General features: G+C 62.6%; 15 protein-coding genes. 5 read left to right on the plus strand and 10 right to left on the minus strand.

The features are described 5' to 3' along the window. Window positions 1-25: 25 nt before the first annotated feature. From Q4G22_RS09095 to Q4G22_RS09125, 7 genes are all read right to left on the minus strand, one after another. Complete coding sequence (locus Q4G22_RS09095; protein WP_303385590.1) at window positions 26-3,886, minus strand: G8 domain-containing protein; 3,861 nt, start codon at window positions 3,884-3,886, stop codon at window positions 26-28. Between the two features lie 336 nt (window positions 3,887-4,222). Continuing rightward, window positions 4,223-4,552, minus strand: coding sequence for a thiosulfate oxidation carrier complex protein SoxZ (gene soxZ, locus Q4G22_RS09100; RefSeq protein ID WP_303385591.1), 330 nt, complete (start codon window positions 4,550-4,552; stop codon window positions 4,223-4,225). Between the two features lie 9 nt (window positions 4,553-4,561). Further along, a complete protein-coding gene (locus Q4G22_RS09105) occupies window positions 4,562-5,056 on the minus strand; it encodes a thiosulfate oxidation carrier protein SoxY (protein WP_303385592.1) in 495 nt (164 codons plus the stop codon). After that, window positions 5,040-6,368: an FAD-dependent oxidoreductase gene (locus tag Q4G22_RS09110; RefSeq protein WP_303385593.1), complete on the minus strand. Its 1,329-nt coding sequence runs from the start codon at window positions 6,366-6,368 to the stop codon at window positions 5,040-5,042. The genes Q4G22_RS09105 and Q4G22_RS09110 overlap by 17 nt, the downstream gene beginning before the upstream one ends. Window position 6,369: 1 nt before the next feature. Beyond that, window positions 6,370-7,371, minus strand: a complete 1,002-nt coding sequence (locus Q4G22_RS09115; RefSeq protein WP_303385594.1) for a YeeE/YedE family protein — start codon at window positions 7,369-7,371, stop codon at window positions 6,370-6,372. Next, window positions 7,368-8,636, minus strand: coding sequence for an NAD(P)/FAD-dependent oxidoreductase (locus Q4G22_RS09120; RefSeq protein ID WP_303385595.1), 1,269 nt, complete (start codon window positions 8,634-8,636; stop codon window positions 7,368-7,370). Before Q4G22_RS09120 ends, Q4G22_RS09115 begins: the two co-directional genes overlap by 4 nt. After that, window positions 8,633-8,941 carry a c-type cytochrome gene (locus Q4G22_RS09125; protein ID WP_303385596.1) on the minus strand — a complete coding sequence of 103 codons (309 nt, stop codon included), beginning with the start codon at window positions 8,939-8,941 and terminating at the stop codon, window positions 8,633-8,635. Before Q4G22_RS09125 ends, Q4G22_RS09120 begins: the two co-directional genes overlap by 4 nt. Window positions 8,942-9,295: 354 nt before the next feature. Between Q4G22_RS09125 and Q4G22_RS09130 the strand changes: the two genes are divergently transcribed. The 3 genes from Q4G22_RS09130 (at window position 9,296) to dctP (ending at window position 12,302) form a co-directional block, all read left to right on the plus strand. Further along, window positions 9,296-9,811 carry a TRAP transporter small permease subunit gene (locus Q4G22_RS09130; RefSeq protein WP_303385597.1) on the plus strand — a complete coding sequence of 172 codons (516 nt, stop codon included), beginning with the start codon at window positions 9,296-9,298 and terminating at the stop codon, window positions 9,809-9,811. 61 nt (window positions 9,812-9,872) lie between these two features. Continuing rightward, window positions 9,873-11,195 carry a TRAP transporter large permease subunit gene (locus Q4G22_RS09135; protein WP_303385647.1) on the plus strand — a complete coding sequence of 441 codons (1,323 nt, stop codon included), beginning with the start codon at window positions 9,873-9,875 and terminating at the stop codon, window positions 11,193-11,195. Between the two features lie 75 nt (window positions 11,196-11,270). Beyond that, on the plus strand, window positions 11,271-12,302 hold the full coding sequence (dctP, locus tag Q4G22_RS09140) for a TRAP transporter substrate-binding protein DctP (protein WP_303385648.1): 1,032 nt from the start codon (window positions 11,271-11,273) through the stop codon (window positions 12,300-12,302). 49 nt (window positions 12,303-12,351) lie between these two features. Here the strand turns inward: dctP and Q4G22_RS09145 are convergent, their stop codons facing one another. Further along, the gene (locus Q4G22_RS09145; protein WP_303385598.1) at window positions 12,352-13,038 is read right to left on the minus strand and encodes a response regulator transcription factor; all 687 of its coding nucleotides are present in this window, start codon (window positions 13,036-13,038) and stop codon (window positions 12,352-12,354) included. A gap of 131 nt (window positions 13,039-13,169) precedes the next feature. Between Q4G22_RS09145 and ribA the strand changes: the two genes are divergently transcribed. Continuing rightward, on the plus strand, window positions 13,170-14,228 hold the full coding sequence (ribA, locus tag Q4G22_RS09150; RefSeq protein ID WP_303385649.1) for a GTP cyclohydrolase II: 1,059 nt from the start codon (window positions 13,170-13,172) through the stop codon (window positions 14,226-14,228). A gap of 41 nt (window positions 14,229-14,269) precedes the next feature. Then, entirely contained in the window at window positions 14,270-14,740 is a 471-nt protein-coding gene (locus tag Q4G22_RS09155; RefSeq protein WP_303385650.1) for a L,D-transpeptidase, read from the plus strand. Here Q4G22_RS09155 and Q4G22_RS09160 read toward each other — a convergent pair. Together Q4G22_RS09160 and Q4G22_RS09165 are read right to left on the minus strand one after the other, a co-directional pair. Continuing rightward, window positions 14,737-15,390 (minus strand): YggS family pyridoxal phosphate-dependent enzyme, encoded by a 654-nt coding sequence (locus tag Q4G22_RS09160; protein WP_303385599.1) that lies wholly within the window; start codon window positions 15,388-15,390, stop codon window positions 14,737-14,739. The genes Q4G22_RS09155 and Q4G22_RS09160 overlap by 4 nt on opposite strands. Window positions 15,391-15,460: 70 nt before the next feature. Beyond that, entirely contained in the window at window positions 15,461-16,441 is a 981-nt protein-coding gene (locus Q4G22_RS09165) for a porin (protein ID WP_303385600.1), read from the minus strand. Window positions 16,442-16,690: the final 249 nt, after the last annotated feature.

A 16,690-nucleotide genomic window follows, 5' to 3' on the forward strand; every position in this document is an offset into this window, starting at 1 on the left:
GCAGCCACCGGCCCCGCAGCATGGGTCAAAAGACAAAGAAATCGTCACCATCCAGATTCAGCCCGCGCGTCAGGGTGGCGAAATGCACCCGCGCGCCCGAACCGCTGCCGTCCTCGTCGTAATACAACCGACCCGAGCGTGTATCGTAGATGATCCGGTCTGCGGCAGTTTGCGCAACGCCAGTGGTGTTCGCGCGAAAGCCCACGCTCAGCGCGCCGCCCCGCAGCCCGGTGAAGATCGCCTGATCCAGCCAGATCGTATCCTGATTCACGGCAAAGTCGCGGATCGAATCGACGCTGCCATCCAGCCGGGTATCCATGACAAAGACATCCGCGCCCGCACCACCGAACAGCACATCGCTGCCAGCACCGCCATACAGCGTGTCATTGCCGCCGCCACCGCGCAGCGTATCGTTACCCGCATCGCCATACAGCCGGTCGTTACCCGCATCGCCGCTGATCGCGTCATGACCCGCACCACCATACATCAGGTCGTTGCCTGCCCCGCCAAACAGCGAGTCATTGCCATTGCCACCATACAGCGTGTCATCACCAAGCCCGCCCCAAAGACGGTCATCGCCATCATCGCCATGCAGCAGATCGTTACCCGCATCGCCATACAGGCTGTCATTGCCGGTGCCGCCATACAGCGTATCATTCCCGCCACCGCCGCGCAGCGTATCATTGCCGGAATCGCCATAAAGCCAGTCGTTGCCGCCGCCGCCGAACAGGGTGTCATTACCAGCGTCGCCGCGCAGCGTGTCGTTGCCATCGTCACCCCACAGGCCATCGTCACCCGCGCCGCCCCGCAAAAGATCGTTGCCCTGATTGCCATACAGCCTGTCGTTACCGGCTCCGCCGTCCAGCGTATCGTTGCCGCCACCGCCATGCAGCGAGTCATTGCCCGCATCCCCATACAGCAGATCATGGCCCGCTTCGCCGTTCAGCTGATCGTTGCCGGTGCCGCCGCGCAGCGTGTCGTTACCCGCGCCGCCAAGCAGACGGTCGTCGCCGTCATCGCCATGCAAAAGATCATCGCCAAGGTTGCCATACAAAACATCGTTGCCCGCGCCGCCATACAGGCTGTCATTGCCGTCCCGCCCATTCAGGCTGTCATTGCCCGCATCGCCCCACAGCCGGTCATTACCGGCACCGCCCTCCAGCACATCATTGCCGGAACCGCCATAAAGCCAGTCGTTGCCGGCATCCCCGAACAGCGTGTCATTGCCCGCGCCACCGCGCAGCGTATCATGACCGCCACCACCGCGCAGAATGTTGTTGCCGGAATTGCCGGTCAGCACATTGGCGCGCGCATTGCCGGTGCCATTGATATGGGCCGTTCCGGTCAGCGTCAGATCCTCGACAAAGCGGATGCCGTGATGGGTATCCAGCGAATATGTGACCGCGCTTTCCACCCGGTCGTGCCCGCCCGCGTCAACACGCCCGCCGCGCACCGTCGCTTCGTCCACGATGTCGGTGGATTTGGTCACGACATACACATCGTCACCAGCCCCGCCCATCATGACCAGCGCCCCTTTGGCGTCGATCCAGCGGATCATGTCGGATTCCGGCATCGCACCATCAAAGGCGCCGTTATTGCGCAGGCCATAGCGGGTGATTTCCTGCGCGGTCACGCTGAACCTGACGATGTGATAGATCTCCAGCACCTCGCCGGTGGCGCGGTCGGACACATAGTCCAGAAAGCGGATAACGCGGGTGCCGTCCGGCTGGGTCCAAAAACCGTCGCGCTGGATCATCAGCAGCATCGAATACTTGTCAATCACCTTGGAATCGCTGACCGACAGCCGCTCTTTGGTGCCAATGGAATCGGTCTTGATCCCGGCACGGCTGAAGGACTGGCCCAGCTTATAAACCTCTGGCCCGGTATAGGTCAGCGACAGGCGCCCCGGCTTGAGATCGGCGGAATCCATGGTGGAATGGTATCCGGGCCGGAAATTGACCAGAACCTTCTGCACATTGGTCGCATCAAAATCGATCAGGATATGCGACACATCCGAGGGCAGCACCTTGGGATAATGGTCTGAAAACGACTTGTCCGCCTCGGGGAAATAGACACCGTTCTCGAAACCATCCACCTTGAGACCGTTGAACACCATGTCAAAGACGTTCAGGCTGAACCGGACACCGCTTGCCGCCTCGGCAACCCGCTGGGGGTTGGTCGTGCCGATCAGGTCAAAATCCAGCATCGTATAATGCGAGGTGTAACCAAGCACGACGCCGGTCGAGGTTTCCCAGTTCAGGAAACCGTCAAAAACCGAACGGATGTCATTGTGCTGTTCAGGTGTGGCCTTGATGACCATCAGGCCGATCTGGGTGCCGAACGCCTCGTTGTCGCGGAACCCCTCGATCGGGGTACGGTTAACGGGAACAGTGTCGCGTCCGTAAGAGATGCCGGGATATTCCAGATTGTCCGACAGCGGCTGTTCCGGCGCCACGCGATGGAACCACGTATAGCCGTGGGTCGTATTGATCGCCACGTTTTCATAGGCCTGGACCTGACGTCCGGCAAAAAAGAACCCGTCCCCGGTCTTGGCGATGTCGTTATCGGCGGGGTCGCCCACACGTTTCACGGCCCAGTCGCCGTAATCAACACCGATTGCCTTGATGGCCATGTTCTGGCCCCAGACGCCGGTTTCATTGCCATCCTCGGCCACAAAGGCGGCGCCGAACACGTCAAAGGCCACGTTGCCAATGAAATCGGCGTGGCTGCCGTGATGGACAAAGCCCCAGCCCGGTGATCCGCTGACGGTATTGCCGATGGCGATGGCGGGGTTATCCTGATCCTCGACGCCATTCTTGTGGAAATGGAACGGATAGCGCGCCTTGGCGTTGAAGTCAGGTGTCAGCGTTTCGGCCTTGGAGGCGTCCATCGCCGGTTTGGATTTGTCGGTGCGGCCCAGATCGTCAAAGGCGGCATAGCGCACATCGACATCATTGGAATGCATGAACATCACATGGCCACGGTGATGCGTCTGCGTGGCATCGCCGTCGATACTGGAAAAGGTGATGTTGCGGGTCATATTCGCGACATAGGCCGACAGATCGTCGCGCGGCGTGTCATGGTCATAGGTCAGCGCCCGGTCCAGCGTGACGGTGTTGCCGTCGATGCTGATAATCCGCACCTCTTCGTCCTGGCTTTCCTTGTGAACCACAGCGCGCACGTCGTTATCCCAGCTCCAGCCGGTCTTGTGCGTGCCGCTGAGAACAAGGCGGTCACCGACCTGCCAGCCCGTGGGAATTTCGGCCAGCTTCAGCACGGTGTCGCCCGCCATGGCATCGGTGGCGACCTTGACGAAGGCGGTCTTTTCCGCCCCGTGGATTTCCGCCGCCCCGTGCGAGATGACCCCGCGCGACAACAGCGCCGGATCCCAGCCGATGTCGATGTCGCCATTGTTGGCGATCTTGATCTCGGCCTTGACGCCTGCCTGCACCGGATCGTCCGCCGTGCCGATTTCCAGCCGTCCCTGCGGGCTGACCACCAGCGTATCCACCACCATGCGGGTGTCCGACGCCGTGGCAAAGGACAGTTCGCCATCGACACGCACCGTGAACAGCGATGTATCGCTGACGCCATTATAGTGGACCGAAATACCTTCGGGGATCAGGGCCTTGGCCCCTGCATCGGGGATACGGCCCTGATACCAGGTGCCCGGATCGAACCAGTCGCCGTTCTTGATGGCGACATGCGTCGCCTCGGCGCGGGGCACCAGCGCCAACAGCCGGGCATGATCCGCAGCCATGCCGCTATTCGCCATATCATGCGTATGTTCGGGCGCGGCTTTAACCGCCTGAACAAAAGCACCAGCATCGCCCGTGTTTACAGGATAAATCGGATGATCCACTGAATGGTCATCGGTCGTCAGCATGATGCACCTTTAATTCCGCATAAGTCAGCGTCCTGCGATAGCCTGTGATCGCGGGCGCTATCAATACGGTCTTGCATGCAAAATGCGACGCATTTGTAATCTTGGCCGAAAGATAGGCACAAAATCGCCGCGATTCGGCAGAAACCCCTGAAATTTACCAAAAATTAACCTTTTATCGGTAACTTTTCGCTCATTTTCAACGCAGGGTTGCGGCATTTGCGTAATACGCTAATTTGCACATGCTGCATATGTCTGCGTTTTTACGTCAGGTAAACGGACATATAGAATCAGCACGAACAGCTGCGGCGCAGATTGCCCCGCGCCGCAAAAACCATGTCAGCCCTGAACCGTAATCTCGCGCTCGGCCTCGGCGAAATCGCCGCGGTCATCTGTCCAGATCATGCGCAAGGTGCCGCTGTCACGGGCGGCAAAGGTGAACTCGATATAGGGGTTCTGCGACACGGCAGGCTCCGGCTGCCAGTCCAGCACGACGGCATCAGCCAGCAGCGCGCGGAAGCCGGTCAGGATATTGCGCGGCATGGGCGTGCCATCGGCCTGATGACGAAACCCGGTTTCCATCGGATGCGCGATCTGGGCGCGGACGCGGACGATTTCGTCTTTGGCGGGGGTTTCGGTGCTGATCCAGATGCGGGGGGGTCTGCTCATGGTCGGTCCTCACATACCACAGCCGCCAGCGGCAACGGTGGTTTCGGCGCTGGCTTGCAGAAAACGGCCATCGCTCATCCGGGCGATGGCACGGACGCGCATGCTTTCGATCAGGCGCAGCCGTAGGGCGACATCCACCGGACCCGTCGCAGGGCCAAAGCGGAACACGCTGGCCAGCGGCAGCGGGTTGCGGTTGGCCAGCACGATCAGTTCCTCGCAATAGATGTCAGAGCCGGAGTCGGCACCGATCTGCACACGAACGGGCACTGCGGCGGGGTTATCGGCCAGTGCGGGCAGTTCCAGCAGCAAGCCCGCGTCTTCCGCAGTGGCGCCGCCCAGAAATTCCGCCGCGATCCGGTCGGCTTCGGCATCGTCAAGCTGCGGAACGGCGCTGGTCAGCACATGATCCTGCGCCATTGCCGCCTGCCCCGCCAGCGCGGCCGCACCAAAGGCTGCCGCGCCGATCAGGATCTGCCGCCGGTCGGGTTCACCGTAAAAAGTCATTGAACATCCCATCAATCCACACAAAATCTTCTTCCAGCAGATCGGGCGTTCGCACGTCAACGTCAATCTGCGTCTGCTGCACGTTCCCGTCGGGACCGATCTCGTAAAAGAACTCGACCGAGATCGCCTCGCGCGGGTCGCCGTTCACCAGCATATAGCACAGGTTGTCGGGCAGTTCCGCCACCACATCCTGCCCACGCACCCGCTGGCCGATGTTGCGCGCGACGATCTTGGCGATGTAGTTCGCCACATGCGCGCTTTTGGGATAATGGCCAAACTGCGGCGAGATGGTGCCCATGCTGTCGCCGACGATATACACACTGTCATCGGCATTGGCATGGAACAGGCGCGGGTGCATATCGGCCCAGCCGGTCGGGCGCCCCTCGGCGTCGCGGGCGATCAGATCGGCATAGAACACCATGTCCGAGGCCTGATGCGGCGGCATGATGATCGCCTCGTCAAAGTCGAAATCGCCCGCCTCGGTCATGATGCGTTTGTTATAGGGGTCCAGCTCGCGCACGCGGGCGTTCGGCACATGGGTGATGATGTCGGGATACAGCTCGTCAAAGGCGGCGCGGTATCCGGCACCGATGGGGGCGATCATCGGTTTGGGGTCAAGAATCAGGATTTTCGCCGGGATGTTGTTCACCTTGAAATGCCACGCCATCACGCAGGCCCGTTCATAGGGCGAGGGCGGGCAGCGGTGCGGCGGCGGCGGCAGCGTCATCACGATGGTGCCGCCTTTGAAATTGTGGATCTTGTTTTTCAGCGCCACATGTTCCGCACTGGGGATATAGGCCGAGGGGAAATGCGTCCGCGTATAATCCGCCGCCGCCTTGTCATCGCCGAACCAGACATCATAGGCGTTGCGGATACCGCCCGCCAGGATCAGGAAATCGTAATCGACGCTGCCCTGCGACGTGCGCACGATCTTGCGGTCGCGTTCGATGCCGATGATCTCGCACTGGATCAGGGTATAGCCGTATTTATTGGCCGGGTGCAGCATGTCTTGCGTCAGAAACGCCGTATCCACCACGTTGATCAGCCATTTGTTCGACATCGGGCAGGACCAGAAGAACGGGTTGCGTTCCAGCAGGATCACTTCGGCATCGGGGACCTCTTGCCGCAGATAGCGTGCGGCGGTCATCCCGCCCCATCCGCCGCCGCAGACGACGATGCGCGGACCGCGCCCCTCGCGCGGTTTCAGTATCGTGTCGGCGGTCAGCGCGGCGGGGGCGGCCAAAAGGCCAGTGGCGGACAGGCCAAGGGCCAGGGCGGGCGCCCCGGTCAGCAAGCTGCGGCGATGGATCATGTCAGATTCCGGTGTTTCGTGTGTGACGGGTTGCGATCAGAGCAACCGCAATCCCGGCCAGAATACCGGCAAACGCGACCAGACTGGCCAGCGACAGCGTAGAAACTCCGCTTAAACCTTGCCCGATCGAACACCCCAAGGCAAGCACTCCGCCAAAGCCCATCAGCACGCCGCCCGCGATAGCTTTGACGGTCTGGCGCGGGGTGGTAAAGCTTTCGATGCGCAGATCGCGCATCAGCACGGTCATGCCAAAGGCCCCCAGAAACGTGCCGCCCACAACCGCCACGCCAAAGACCAGCGCCCGCCCGGTGGACAACATCAGCCACAGCAGCCCGTCGCCCACCGGCCCGACAAAGCTGACCGAGGTCAGGATCACCGGGTCAAACGGATCAGCCGTCGCCGCCGTGATCCACCAGCCTGCCGCGACCGCCAGACCAATGATGGTGGCGGCAACCGCCTCGACCGGGCGGCGGATCAGCGGCCATGCCAGCGCCAGCAACAGCAGCACCGGCCCGCCAATGGCCAGCGGCGCGGGGATCACCTGCGCCAGCGACAGCGCCTGCGGCTGGACCGCGCCCCATGACTGCACCCACAGGCGCAAGGGTGCCAGCACGCCGGTCAGGCTGGCCTGCGCCGTCAGCCCAAGCGCCACCAGCACCACGACAGACCGCAGATTGCCCCCCGCCGCCAGCACAACCGACCGCGCGCCGCAGGCATTGGCCAGCACCATGCCAATGCCAAAGATCGCCCCGCCCGCCAGCATTCCGACCCAGGAAAACCGGGGCCGCATCGGCAGCGATTCCGCCAGATCGGTCAGCCCGGCCATGGCCAGCGCCTGCGTGCCAAGGATCGCCACCGCCAAAGCCAGCGCAAAGGCGCGCAGCGGCGACAGATCGCCGCCCGCCATCAGCCCCTTTATCCCGCGCAGCAGGCAGAACCGGCCAGCCCGCGCCGCCGCACCAAAGGTGATACCCAACAACAGACCGGCCAGAACCGGCGTCACGCCGCGCCCCAGATGTCGGCGCTGATCGCGTCATACCAGCCCGCGCCATAGACCGCCTCGGCCTTGCGGAAATCGGCGTCCGCGTCGATGGGACTGACGCCGCCCGCACCCTCGATCTCGACCACGCTGTCGCCGTCAGCGGCATAGACCCCGGCGACCGAGATGCCCCAGTCCGGCCCGATCAGACTGTAGCAGGTGTTGGCAAAGCTGGCGGGCGGGGGTTCCTGCCCGGCCAGTTCGGCGCTGATCGCCGCCGCCGCCACCTTGCCCTGCGCATTGGCACAAAAGCCCGATTTCGGCATCGGCGCGGCAATGGTGGCATCGCCCACCACATAGATGCCCGGCACCAGCGCCGATTCAAAGCGGCCCGCCCGCACGGGCACCCAACCCGTCGCATCGGTGACACCCGCCCGATCCGCGATCCAGCCCGCCTTTTGCGGCGGCACCACGTTCAGCACATCAGCCTGATGCACCGCGCCAAACGCTGTTTCAACCTGCCGCGCCGCCGCATCGACGCGCAGCACCTGCCCGTCATCGGACAGGCTGACCCATTCGATCATATCGCCATACAGCGCATCCCACCCCTGCCGGAACAGCCCCTGTTTGGAAAAACTGTCCTTGCTGTCCAGCAGCAGGATTTTCGACGCCGGTTTATTCATCTTCAGGTAATGTGCCACCATGGACGCCCGCTCATACGGGCCGGGCGGGCAGCGGAAAGCGCCGTCGGTGATCGACATGACAAAGGTGCCACCATCGGGCATCGCCTCTAGCTGCGATTTCAGCAGCTGCGTCTGCGGCCCGGCCTTCCACGCATGGGGGGCAAGGTTGGCGGCGGCTTCGTCATAGCCCTCCAGCGCGTTCCAGCGAATGTCGATGCCGGGCGACAGGATCAGCCGGTCATAATTCAGCGTGCCGCCGTCAATCGTCACCGTGCGGGCCGTACTGTCCACATCCTGCGCGGTCGCATGGACAACCTCGATCCCCTGCACACGCAGATCGTCATAGCCGTGGCCGATGCTGTCCCACGTGCGCAGCCCACCCAGATAGAGGTTGGAAAACGGGCAGGTCACAAACCGCTGCGCCGGTTCCACCAGCGTGATGCGCAGATCCGGGTTCAGCCGCCGCAGATACCGCGCCGCCGTCGCCCCGCCAAAACCGCCGCCCACGACAACCACATGGGCCGAAGCCGCCTGCGCCCGCACCATTGCGGGCGCGGCCAGGGCCAGCCCGATCCCGCCCAGAACACTTCGCCGCGAAACTATCATTGCCCGATCTCCGAAAACCATTGCGCCAAGGCGGCGATCTGCGCCTCATCATAGCCTCGCATGTGCCGCCCCATCACCGTCGAAGGCTCCGAACCGGAGCGAAAGGCCAGCATCCGGTCCTGCAACTGTTCGCGGGGCTGGCCAGCGATAGACGGGATCGCCCCCGGCGAATGCCCGTCGGGGCCGTGACAACTGGCGCAAGGCCCGGCCAGCACCTGCACCGCCGCCCGATCCAGATCCTGTGCCGCCGCCCCAGCCGGCAGCAGAACGCACAGCGCCAATATCCCCGTCAGTTTCCGGCGCATCCAGTCATTCCCCTTGCAGCCATATGTCGCCACCATGGTGGCGCAGCGATCAGTCCAAGTAAAGCGATGGAAACAAAAAGGAAAATTCGTCACACAACCCCGCGCCTGACCAGAACGGCGTTCCCGGAAACGCCTGCGGGCCGGAACCGCCGCCCCCTGCACAGGGTCAGCCGCACAAAACCGGCGGGCAACATGCACCGCAGGGACGAAGCACGGCAGCGCGCCCGACCCCGCCATGCGGACCGCCACGCGATTGCCTCTGCCGTCTTGTGCAAAAGATCACGATTGCCGCGATTGACACACCCTGTGCAAACCGGAACAGTGCCTGCGCGTATTCAAAGGGGGGAGGCGTGAATGATCTCGGTCATCGACTGGATCAACGAAACGGTCGGACGTGTGCTGTCACTGATCGCGGGCGTGTTTGCAGCCATAATTATCTATGACGTGTTCATGCGCTATGTGATGGTGCGGCCCACGCCCTGGGGCTTTGACGTCACGAAAATGCTGTATGGCTTTTACTTCGTCATGCTGGGCGGTTACGCGCTGCGCCATCAGGCGCATGTCAAGGTTGATCTGCTGACCGCGACCATGCGCCCTGCCATGCGCCGCTGGACAGAAATCGCCGGTTACATCATCTTTTTCCTGCCCTTCAGCCTGGTGTTCATGCTGTATAGCTGGCAGTTCGGCCTGCGCGCGCTGGCGCAGGGTGAACGCACCTATGGCGCCGTGCAATTGCCGGTCTATCCGCTGAAACTGGCCATGGGCGTCGCCGCGACGCTGCTGTTCATTCAGGGTATTTCCGAACTGCTGAAACTGGTCCTGCATCGCACCGACCATCTGGAACCGATGGAGCCACTGGATGTTCACTGATTTTATCAACAGCGCCATCCCGGTTCTGAACAGCGTCCTTGGCTGGATGGCCGTGCCCGGTATCAGCGGCCAAGGCATCGCCCTTGTCATGGCCGGGCTGCTGGTCATCGGCCTGTTCATGGGGCACCCGCTGGCCTTTGTGCTGGGCGGCACCGCCGTGCTGGGGGCTTTTATCGCCGGCAAGCCGATGGTGCTGGGCATCACCATCAACCGCATTTTTGGCGACGTGCTGGATAATTACACGCTGATCGCCATTCCGCTGTTCGTGCTGATGGCACGGTTCCTGTCTGACAGCGGCGTCACCGACAAGATGTTCGAGGCGCTACGCCACCTGATGGCGGATGTGCGCGGCGGGCTGGGGCTGGCGGTTGTGTTCATCTCGATCCTGCTGGCGGCCACCACCGGCATCATCGGCGCGTCGATCACCGTCATGGGGCTGATGGCGCTGAAACCGATGCTGCAATACGGCTATGACAAGAAACTGACCACCGGGCTGATCGGGGCGTCGGGCTGTCTGGGCATCCTGATCCCGCCCTCGATCATGCTGATCCTGATGGCCTCCTATGCCCCCGGCCTGTCCGTGGGCGAGTTGTTTGCAGGTGCGCTGATCCCCGGTGTGGCACTGGGGCTGATGTATGGGGTCTATGTTTTCCTGCTGGCCATTTTCCGCCCCGACATGGCCCCCCGCCTGTCGGAAAGCGAACAGATCAGCCGGTCCGCCATGTGGCAGATGCTGATCGTCGAGGCCGTGCCGCCGCTGATCCTGATCCTGGGCATTCTGGGGTCGATGCTGATGGGCATCGCCACCGCGACCGAGGCATCGGCCATCGGCGCCGTGCTGGCGCTGCTGATCGTGATCGTTCGCGGGCGTTTCACCTGGGCGAATTTCTACAGCGCCTTTCTGGAAACCGGCCGCACCTCGGCGATGATCCTGTTCATCGTTGTGGGCGCGACCGCCTTTACCGGCGTGTTCAACATCACCGGCGGGCTAAGCGCGACGCAAAGCCTGATCCGCGGGCTGGCCGACGACCCGAACACGCTGCTGATCGTGATGCTGGTGTCGGTGTTCATCCTGGGCATGTTCCTTGACTGGACCGGCATCGTGCTGCTGTGCTTTCCGATCTTTCTGCCGATCGTGACGGAAATGGGCGTCAGCCCGCTGTGGTTCGTGGTGCTGATGGCTGTCGTGCTGCAAACCAGCTTTCTGTCGCCGCCTTTCGGCTATGCGCTGTTCTATATGCGGGCGATTTCGCCGCCCGAAATCACCATGCTGGACATTATCAAGGGCGTGATCCCCTTCATCATCATGATCCTGCTGATGTGCGGGCTGATCGTGCAATTCCCGCAGCTGGTCACATGGCTGCCTGAAACGCTGTATAAATAATCCAACGGAGGAGATAAGATGAAAACCACCATCCTGACCTGCGCCGCGCTGGCCGCACTGACGGCGGCCCCGGCCATGGCCAACAACTGGACGATGACCAGCACCTGGCCATCCTCGCTGGAACTGATCGAGATTGACAAACACTTCGTCAAGCTGGCCAACGACCTGATCGACGATTCTGACCTGACCATCGAGTTCTTTGAGGGCGGCGCACTGGTCCCCGCAGGCGAGGTGTTCGGCGCGGTCGAATCGGGCACCATTCAGGCCGGGGCCGACTGGCCGGGTTACTGGGCCGGGCGCGACCCCGCCTTTTCGCCTCTGGCCACCACCGCCAGCCTGTTCAATGCTGTGGATTACGTCAACTGGATCAAGGCATGGGGCGGGGATGAAATCTATAACGAGGTCTATGGCCGCTTTGGCATGGTCTATCTGCCCTATGGCGTGACCAACAATGAATCCGGTTTCCGCACCGTCAGCAAACCGATCCGCACCACCGACGACCTGCAAGGTCTGCGCCTGCGCGTATCTGGTCTGGAACAGGGGCGGCTGCTGGAAAAGCTGGGCGGCAGTCAGGTCTCGATCGCGGGTGGCGAGATTTACCAGTCGCTGGAACGCGGGGTCATCGACGGGGCCGAATTTTCCACCCCGAACGTCGATCTGTCGGGCGGTTTCCAGCAGGTGACCAAATACTGGTCCACGCCGGGCTGGCACCAGTCGTCATCGGTGTTCGGTGTCATGATTAACAAAGCCGCATGGGACGCCCTGTCCCCCGAAACCCAGGAAAAGCTGAAAATCGCCGCCGATGCCACGCTGCTGTGGTCGCTGGCCAATACCGAAAAGCGCGCGACCGAAGCCTATCAGGCATTCCAGGACGCGGGCACCGAGATTACCCGGTTGGACGATGCAACGCTGGAAAATATCCAGAACATGGCCAACGAAACCATCGTCGAGGTGGCCTGCGCCAATCCGACCTCGGCCAAGGTCTATGCCTCGATGCTGACCTATCTGGGGGATTACGCGAAATGGCGCGACGCCTCGGCCCCGTTCAATCTGGGCCGCACGCCGCAAGGCCCGGATCTGGCCCGTATTCAGGAATGCGCGGGCTGATCGCCCCATATATAACGAAAAGGCCCGCCACGTGGCGGGCCTTTACCGTTCAGGCGACCAGGCGATAGCCACCTGATTCCGTCACCAGCAGACGGGCATTGCCGGGATCAGGCTCGATCTTTTGCCGCAGACGATAGATGTGGGTTTCCAGCGTATGCGTGGTGACGCCCGCGTTATAGCCCCAGACCTCGTGCAGCAGCACATCGCGCGGCACCACCCCATCCTGCGCCCGATACAGGAATTTCAGGATGTTGGTTTCCTTTTCCGTCAGCCGGATCTTGCGATCGCGGGCATCGACCAGAATCTTCATCGAGGGTTTGAACGTATATGGGCCAAGCTGGAAAATCGCGTCCTCGGATTGTTCATGCGTGCGCAGTTGCGCGCGCAGACGCGCCAGCAGAACCGGGAATTTGAACGGCTTGGTGATGTAATCATTCGCACCCGCGTCCAATCCCAGAATAGTATCGGCGTCGGTATCATGGCCTGTCAGCATCACGATGGGGCATTTCACGTTCAGCTTGCGCAGCTTTTTGCACAACTCGCGCCCGTCAGTATCAGGCAGGCCCACATCCAGCACCACCAGATCGAACAGGTTGCCTTTGACGGCCTCGACCGCCTCGGCGCCGCTGCCGGCCTCGGTCACATCGAAATCATCGGTAGCCGTCAGTTGTTCGGCCAAAGCCTCGCGCAGATCGTCTTCGTCATCGACCAGCAGGATCTTTTTCAGTCCGGGCATGGTTGCCTCCTTTGCCTGTTTGACCGATGGATGGGGGCGCGCGAGGCCTGCGTCCAGCAAGGTTGCAGAAATCTCACAGGCTCTTGTCCGCAGGCGCCCTTATGTTTCAGATTGTTACAGAAATGACCCCGATGCCGCTGATCCCGACCCTGCCCGAACGAATCGCCCGCGCCCGCGCCGATCTGCGCATGGGCCTGCCGGTGCAGATCGGCGGCTGGTTGGTGGCGGCGCTGGAAACGCTGACGCCCGATCGGCTGGCGGCGCTGCGCGGCTTTGGCGCGCCGCTGGCCGTGCTGACCGAACGGCGGGCGACCACGTTAAAGGCGCGGGTCTATGACGCCGGGCTGGCGCGGGTGCAGGTGCCGGATGAGGCGGACCTGCGCTGGCTGCGCGCGTTGGCCGACCCCGCCGATGACCTGATGGTGCCGATGAAGGGGCCACTGTTCACGCAGCGCGGCGGCGATACCGCGCCCCATGCCGCCGCCCTTGCGCTGGTGAAATCGGCACAACTGCTGCCTGCCGTGCTGATGGTGGCCGCCCCGCCGCAGCCTGACCTGACCACGCTGGACCCGGCCCCCCTGCGCGAACAGCTGATCCGCGCCGCCGCCATGGCCCCGGTGGCGAACGCGCGCCTGCCGCTGATGGCGGCGGAAAACGCCCGGCTGCATATCTTTCGCCCCGACACCGGGGATGAGCCGCATTACGCCGTCGAAATCGGCGATCCGCCCCGCGATACACCTGTGTTGACGCGGCTGCATTCGGCCTGTTTCACCGGCGATGTGCTGGGCAGCCTGAAATGTGACTGCGGCCCGCAACTGCACGCGGCGCTGAACACCATGGGCGCGGCAGGGGCGGGCGTGCTGCTGTATCTGAATCAGGAAGGCCGCGGCATCGGACTGGCCAACAAGATGCGCGCCTACAGCCTGCAAAATCAGGGCTTTGACACGGTTGAGGCCAACCATCGACTGGGGTTCGAGGATGACGAGCGTGACTTTCGCACCGGCGCGGCCATCCTGCGGCAGTTGGGCTTTGACGCGGTGCGGCTGATGACCAACAACCCGCGCAAGGTGGCGATGCTGGAAAGCCAAGGCATCCGCGTGACGGAACGGGTGCCGCTGATAACCCCGCGCAACCGCCACAACAGCGGCTATCTGGACACCAAGGCCACGAAATCGGGGCATCTGCTGTGACGCTGCGCCTGACCCCGCGCGGCCTGTTGGCCTTTGGCCGGATGATCCCCTGTTCGGTCGGGCGCGGCGGCATCCGCCCCGACAAGGGGGAAGGCGACGGGGCCACGCCCACCGGAAGCCACCGCATCGCGGGGCTGTATTACCGGCCCGACCGCCTGCCTGCCCCCGCGCCCTGGGCGATCCCCATCGGCCCGCGCGATCTGTGGTGCGATGACCCAGGCCATCCGGCCTATAACCGCGCCAGCCGCGCCCCGATGGCCGCCAGCCATGAAAAGCTGCGCCGCGCCGATCCGCTGTATGATGTGATCCTGACCACCGACTGGAACTGGCCGGACGCCATCCCCGGCCACGGCAGCGCCATCTTTCTGCACCAATGGCGACGCCCCGGCTTTCCAACCGAGGGCTGCATCGCCATGGCACGGCAAAACCTGATCTGGCTGGCCGGGCGCGCCGCGCCGGGAACGCGGTTGATGGTTTCCTGCTTGCCTAAATACCTGAAACCAACCGCTTAGCCATAATCGCGCGCGCCGAATATCGCGCTGCCGACCCGCACATGAGTCGCCCCTTCGGCGATGGCGGCCTGAAAATCGGCACTCATGCCCATCGACAGCAACGGCAGGCCCGCATCCGCCGCCAGCGAGCGCAGCAGGCGGAAATGCGGCACCGGGTCCGCGCCTTCGGGCGGGATGCACATCAAGCCGCGCGGCGACAGGCCCAGTTCGGCGCAGGCCGACAGGAAACCGGGCAGTTCATCGGCCAGAACCCCGGCCTTTTGCGGCTCGTCCCCGGTGTTCACCTGCACGAACAGATCCGGCAGCACGGCCCCGTCCGCAGCCAGCCCGGCCAGCTTGCGCGCCAGTGACATGCGGTCCAGCGTGTGGATGGCGTCGAACAGCCCCACCGCCACCCGCGCTTTGTTCGATTGCAGCGGCCCGATCATATGCAGCGACAGGCCCGGATAGGCGGCGCGCCAGCCCGGCCATTTGCCCTGCGCCTCTTGCACGTAATTTTCGCCGAATACGCGCTGCCCCGCGTCCAGAACGGTCAGCACCCGGTCATCGGGCTGCACCTTGCTGACGGCGATCAGTGTCACCGATCCGGGATCGCGGCCCGTCTGTTCACATGCGGCCCGGACGCGGGCCTGAATATCCAAAAGTCCCATGCCGCCACCAAACAAAAAGAAAAGAGCGGGCACAAGGCCCGCTCTTTCCGAAAATCATCCGATCATCAGATCAGAAGTTGAAACGCACGCCCAGGTCGCCGCGGGTTTCTTTTTCATAGCCACGCTCGACAGCGCCGGCCAGATAGGCACCGCCCAGATCGTATTTGAAGCCGATACCAAAGGCGTTATCGGTTTCTTTGGCAGCCCATTCACCGTCGTTGTGGGCGATGTAAGCCGACAGGGTGGTTTGCGGAGCAACAACATAGTCACCATACAGGGTGATGCTCTTGCCCAGGTTGCGCTGCTCTTGGCTGATCCACAGAACGTCGCCGTTGTCGTTCCAGTTCAGACCGATACCATTGTCGGTGCCCGGCATGGTGTAGTAAGCACCGACGAAATACTGGTCGTTGTTGTCATAACCACCACCGTTCTGCACGGCGGCTGCCGACAGCTGGAGGTCGTTCCATTTGTAGTCAACGCTGACGCCCAGTTCTTCCTTGGTGCCTTCCGGCAGGTTGCGCAGGCGCTGGTTCGGCTCGACATAGGACACGCGGGCGGTCAGGTCGCCAACGCTGTAGATCCCGGCCAGACCCATACGGTTGCCTTCGTCTTCGCCCAGAGAGTAGGTGCCATAGCTTTTCGAGCTATAAGCATAATATTCACCCAGCGGGTTACCGAACGAACGGCTCAGCAGGCCGATTTCGGATTCGTAGATCAGGCCAGCTTCGTCGAAGGCGGTGTAAACGTTACCGATCTGGACGGTCGCACCCTGGTAGGTTGCGTAGATCTGACCGGGGTTCACGCCGGTCGAGGTGTCGCCCTGATCCCACTGGATGCGGAAGCGCGCACCGAAATCAACGCCGATGTCCGACGAGGTGGTGGCGTGGATGTTCAAACGAACACGCGACTGCATGTGGGTTTTCGAAACGGTGTCACCGGGATCGCTGTGATAGCTCAGCGCGGTGCGGCCATAGCCCGACAGGGTGATGTCAGCGGCAGCAACGCCAGCCGACAGAACCAGCGCGGTGGAGGCGAAAAGAGCCTTTTTCATGGTGATGTTCCCTCTTGTCTCTCTGTTGCCCAAGCTCGGCCTTGACCGGTCCGGGGATGAGAACGGTTTGAGCCTTTCCGAGCGTTGATGCAACGGAATCACCCCGGTCGATAATTCTTTAGTCAAATCTGTGATGCACAAGCGCCACACCTTGTTGCAGCGCCCCTACAGACGCCATCGCAACCATAAATTGCAGGCTGCGGGCGGATGACGCGGCAACACCCCCGGAATGCCCAAGGCGCTTGTCGC

Origin of the sequence: Paracoccus sp. (in: a-proteobacteria) (genome assembly GCF_030538655.1) — a bacterium.
In the GTDB taxonomy this organism is placed as follows: domain Bacteria; phylum Pseudomonadota; class Alphaproteobacteria; order Rhodobacterales; family Rhodobacteraceae; genus Paracoccus.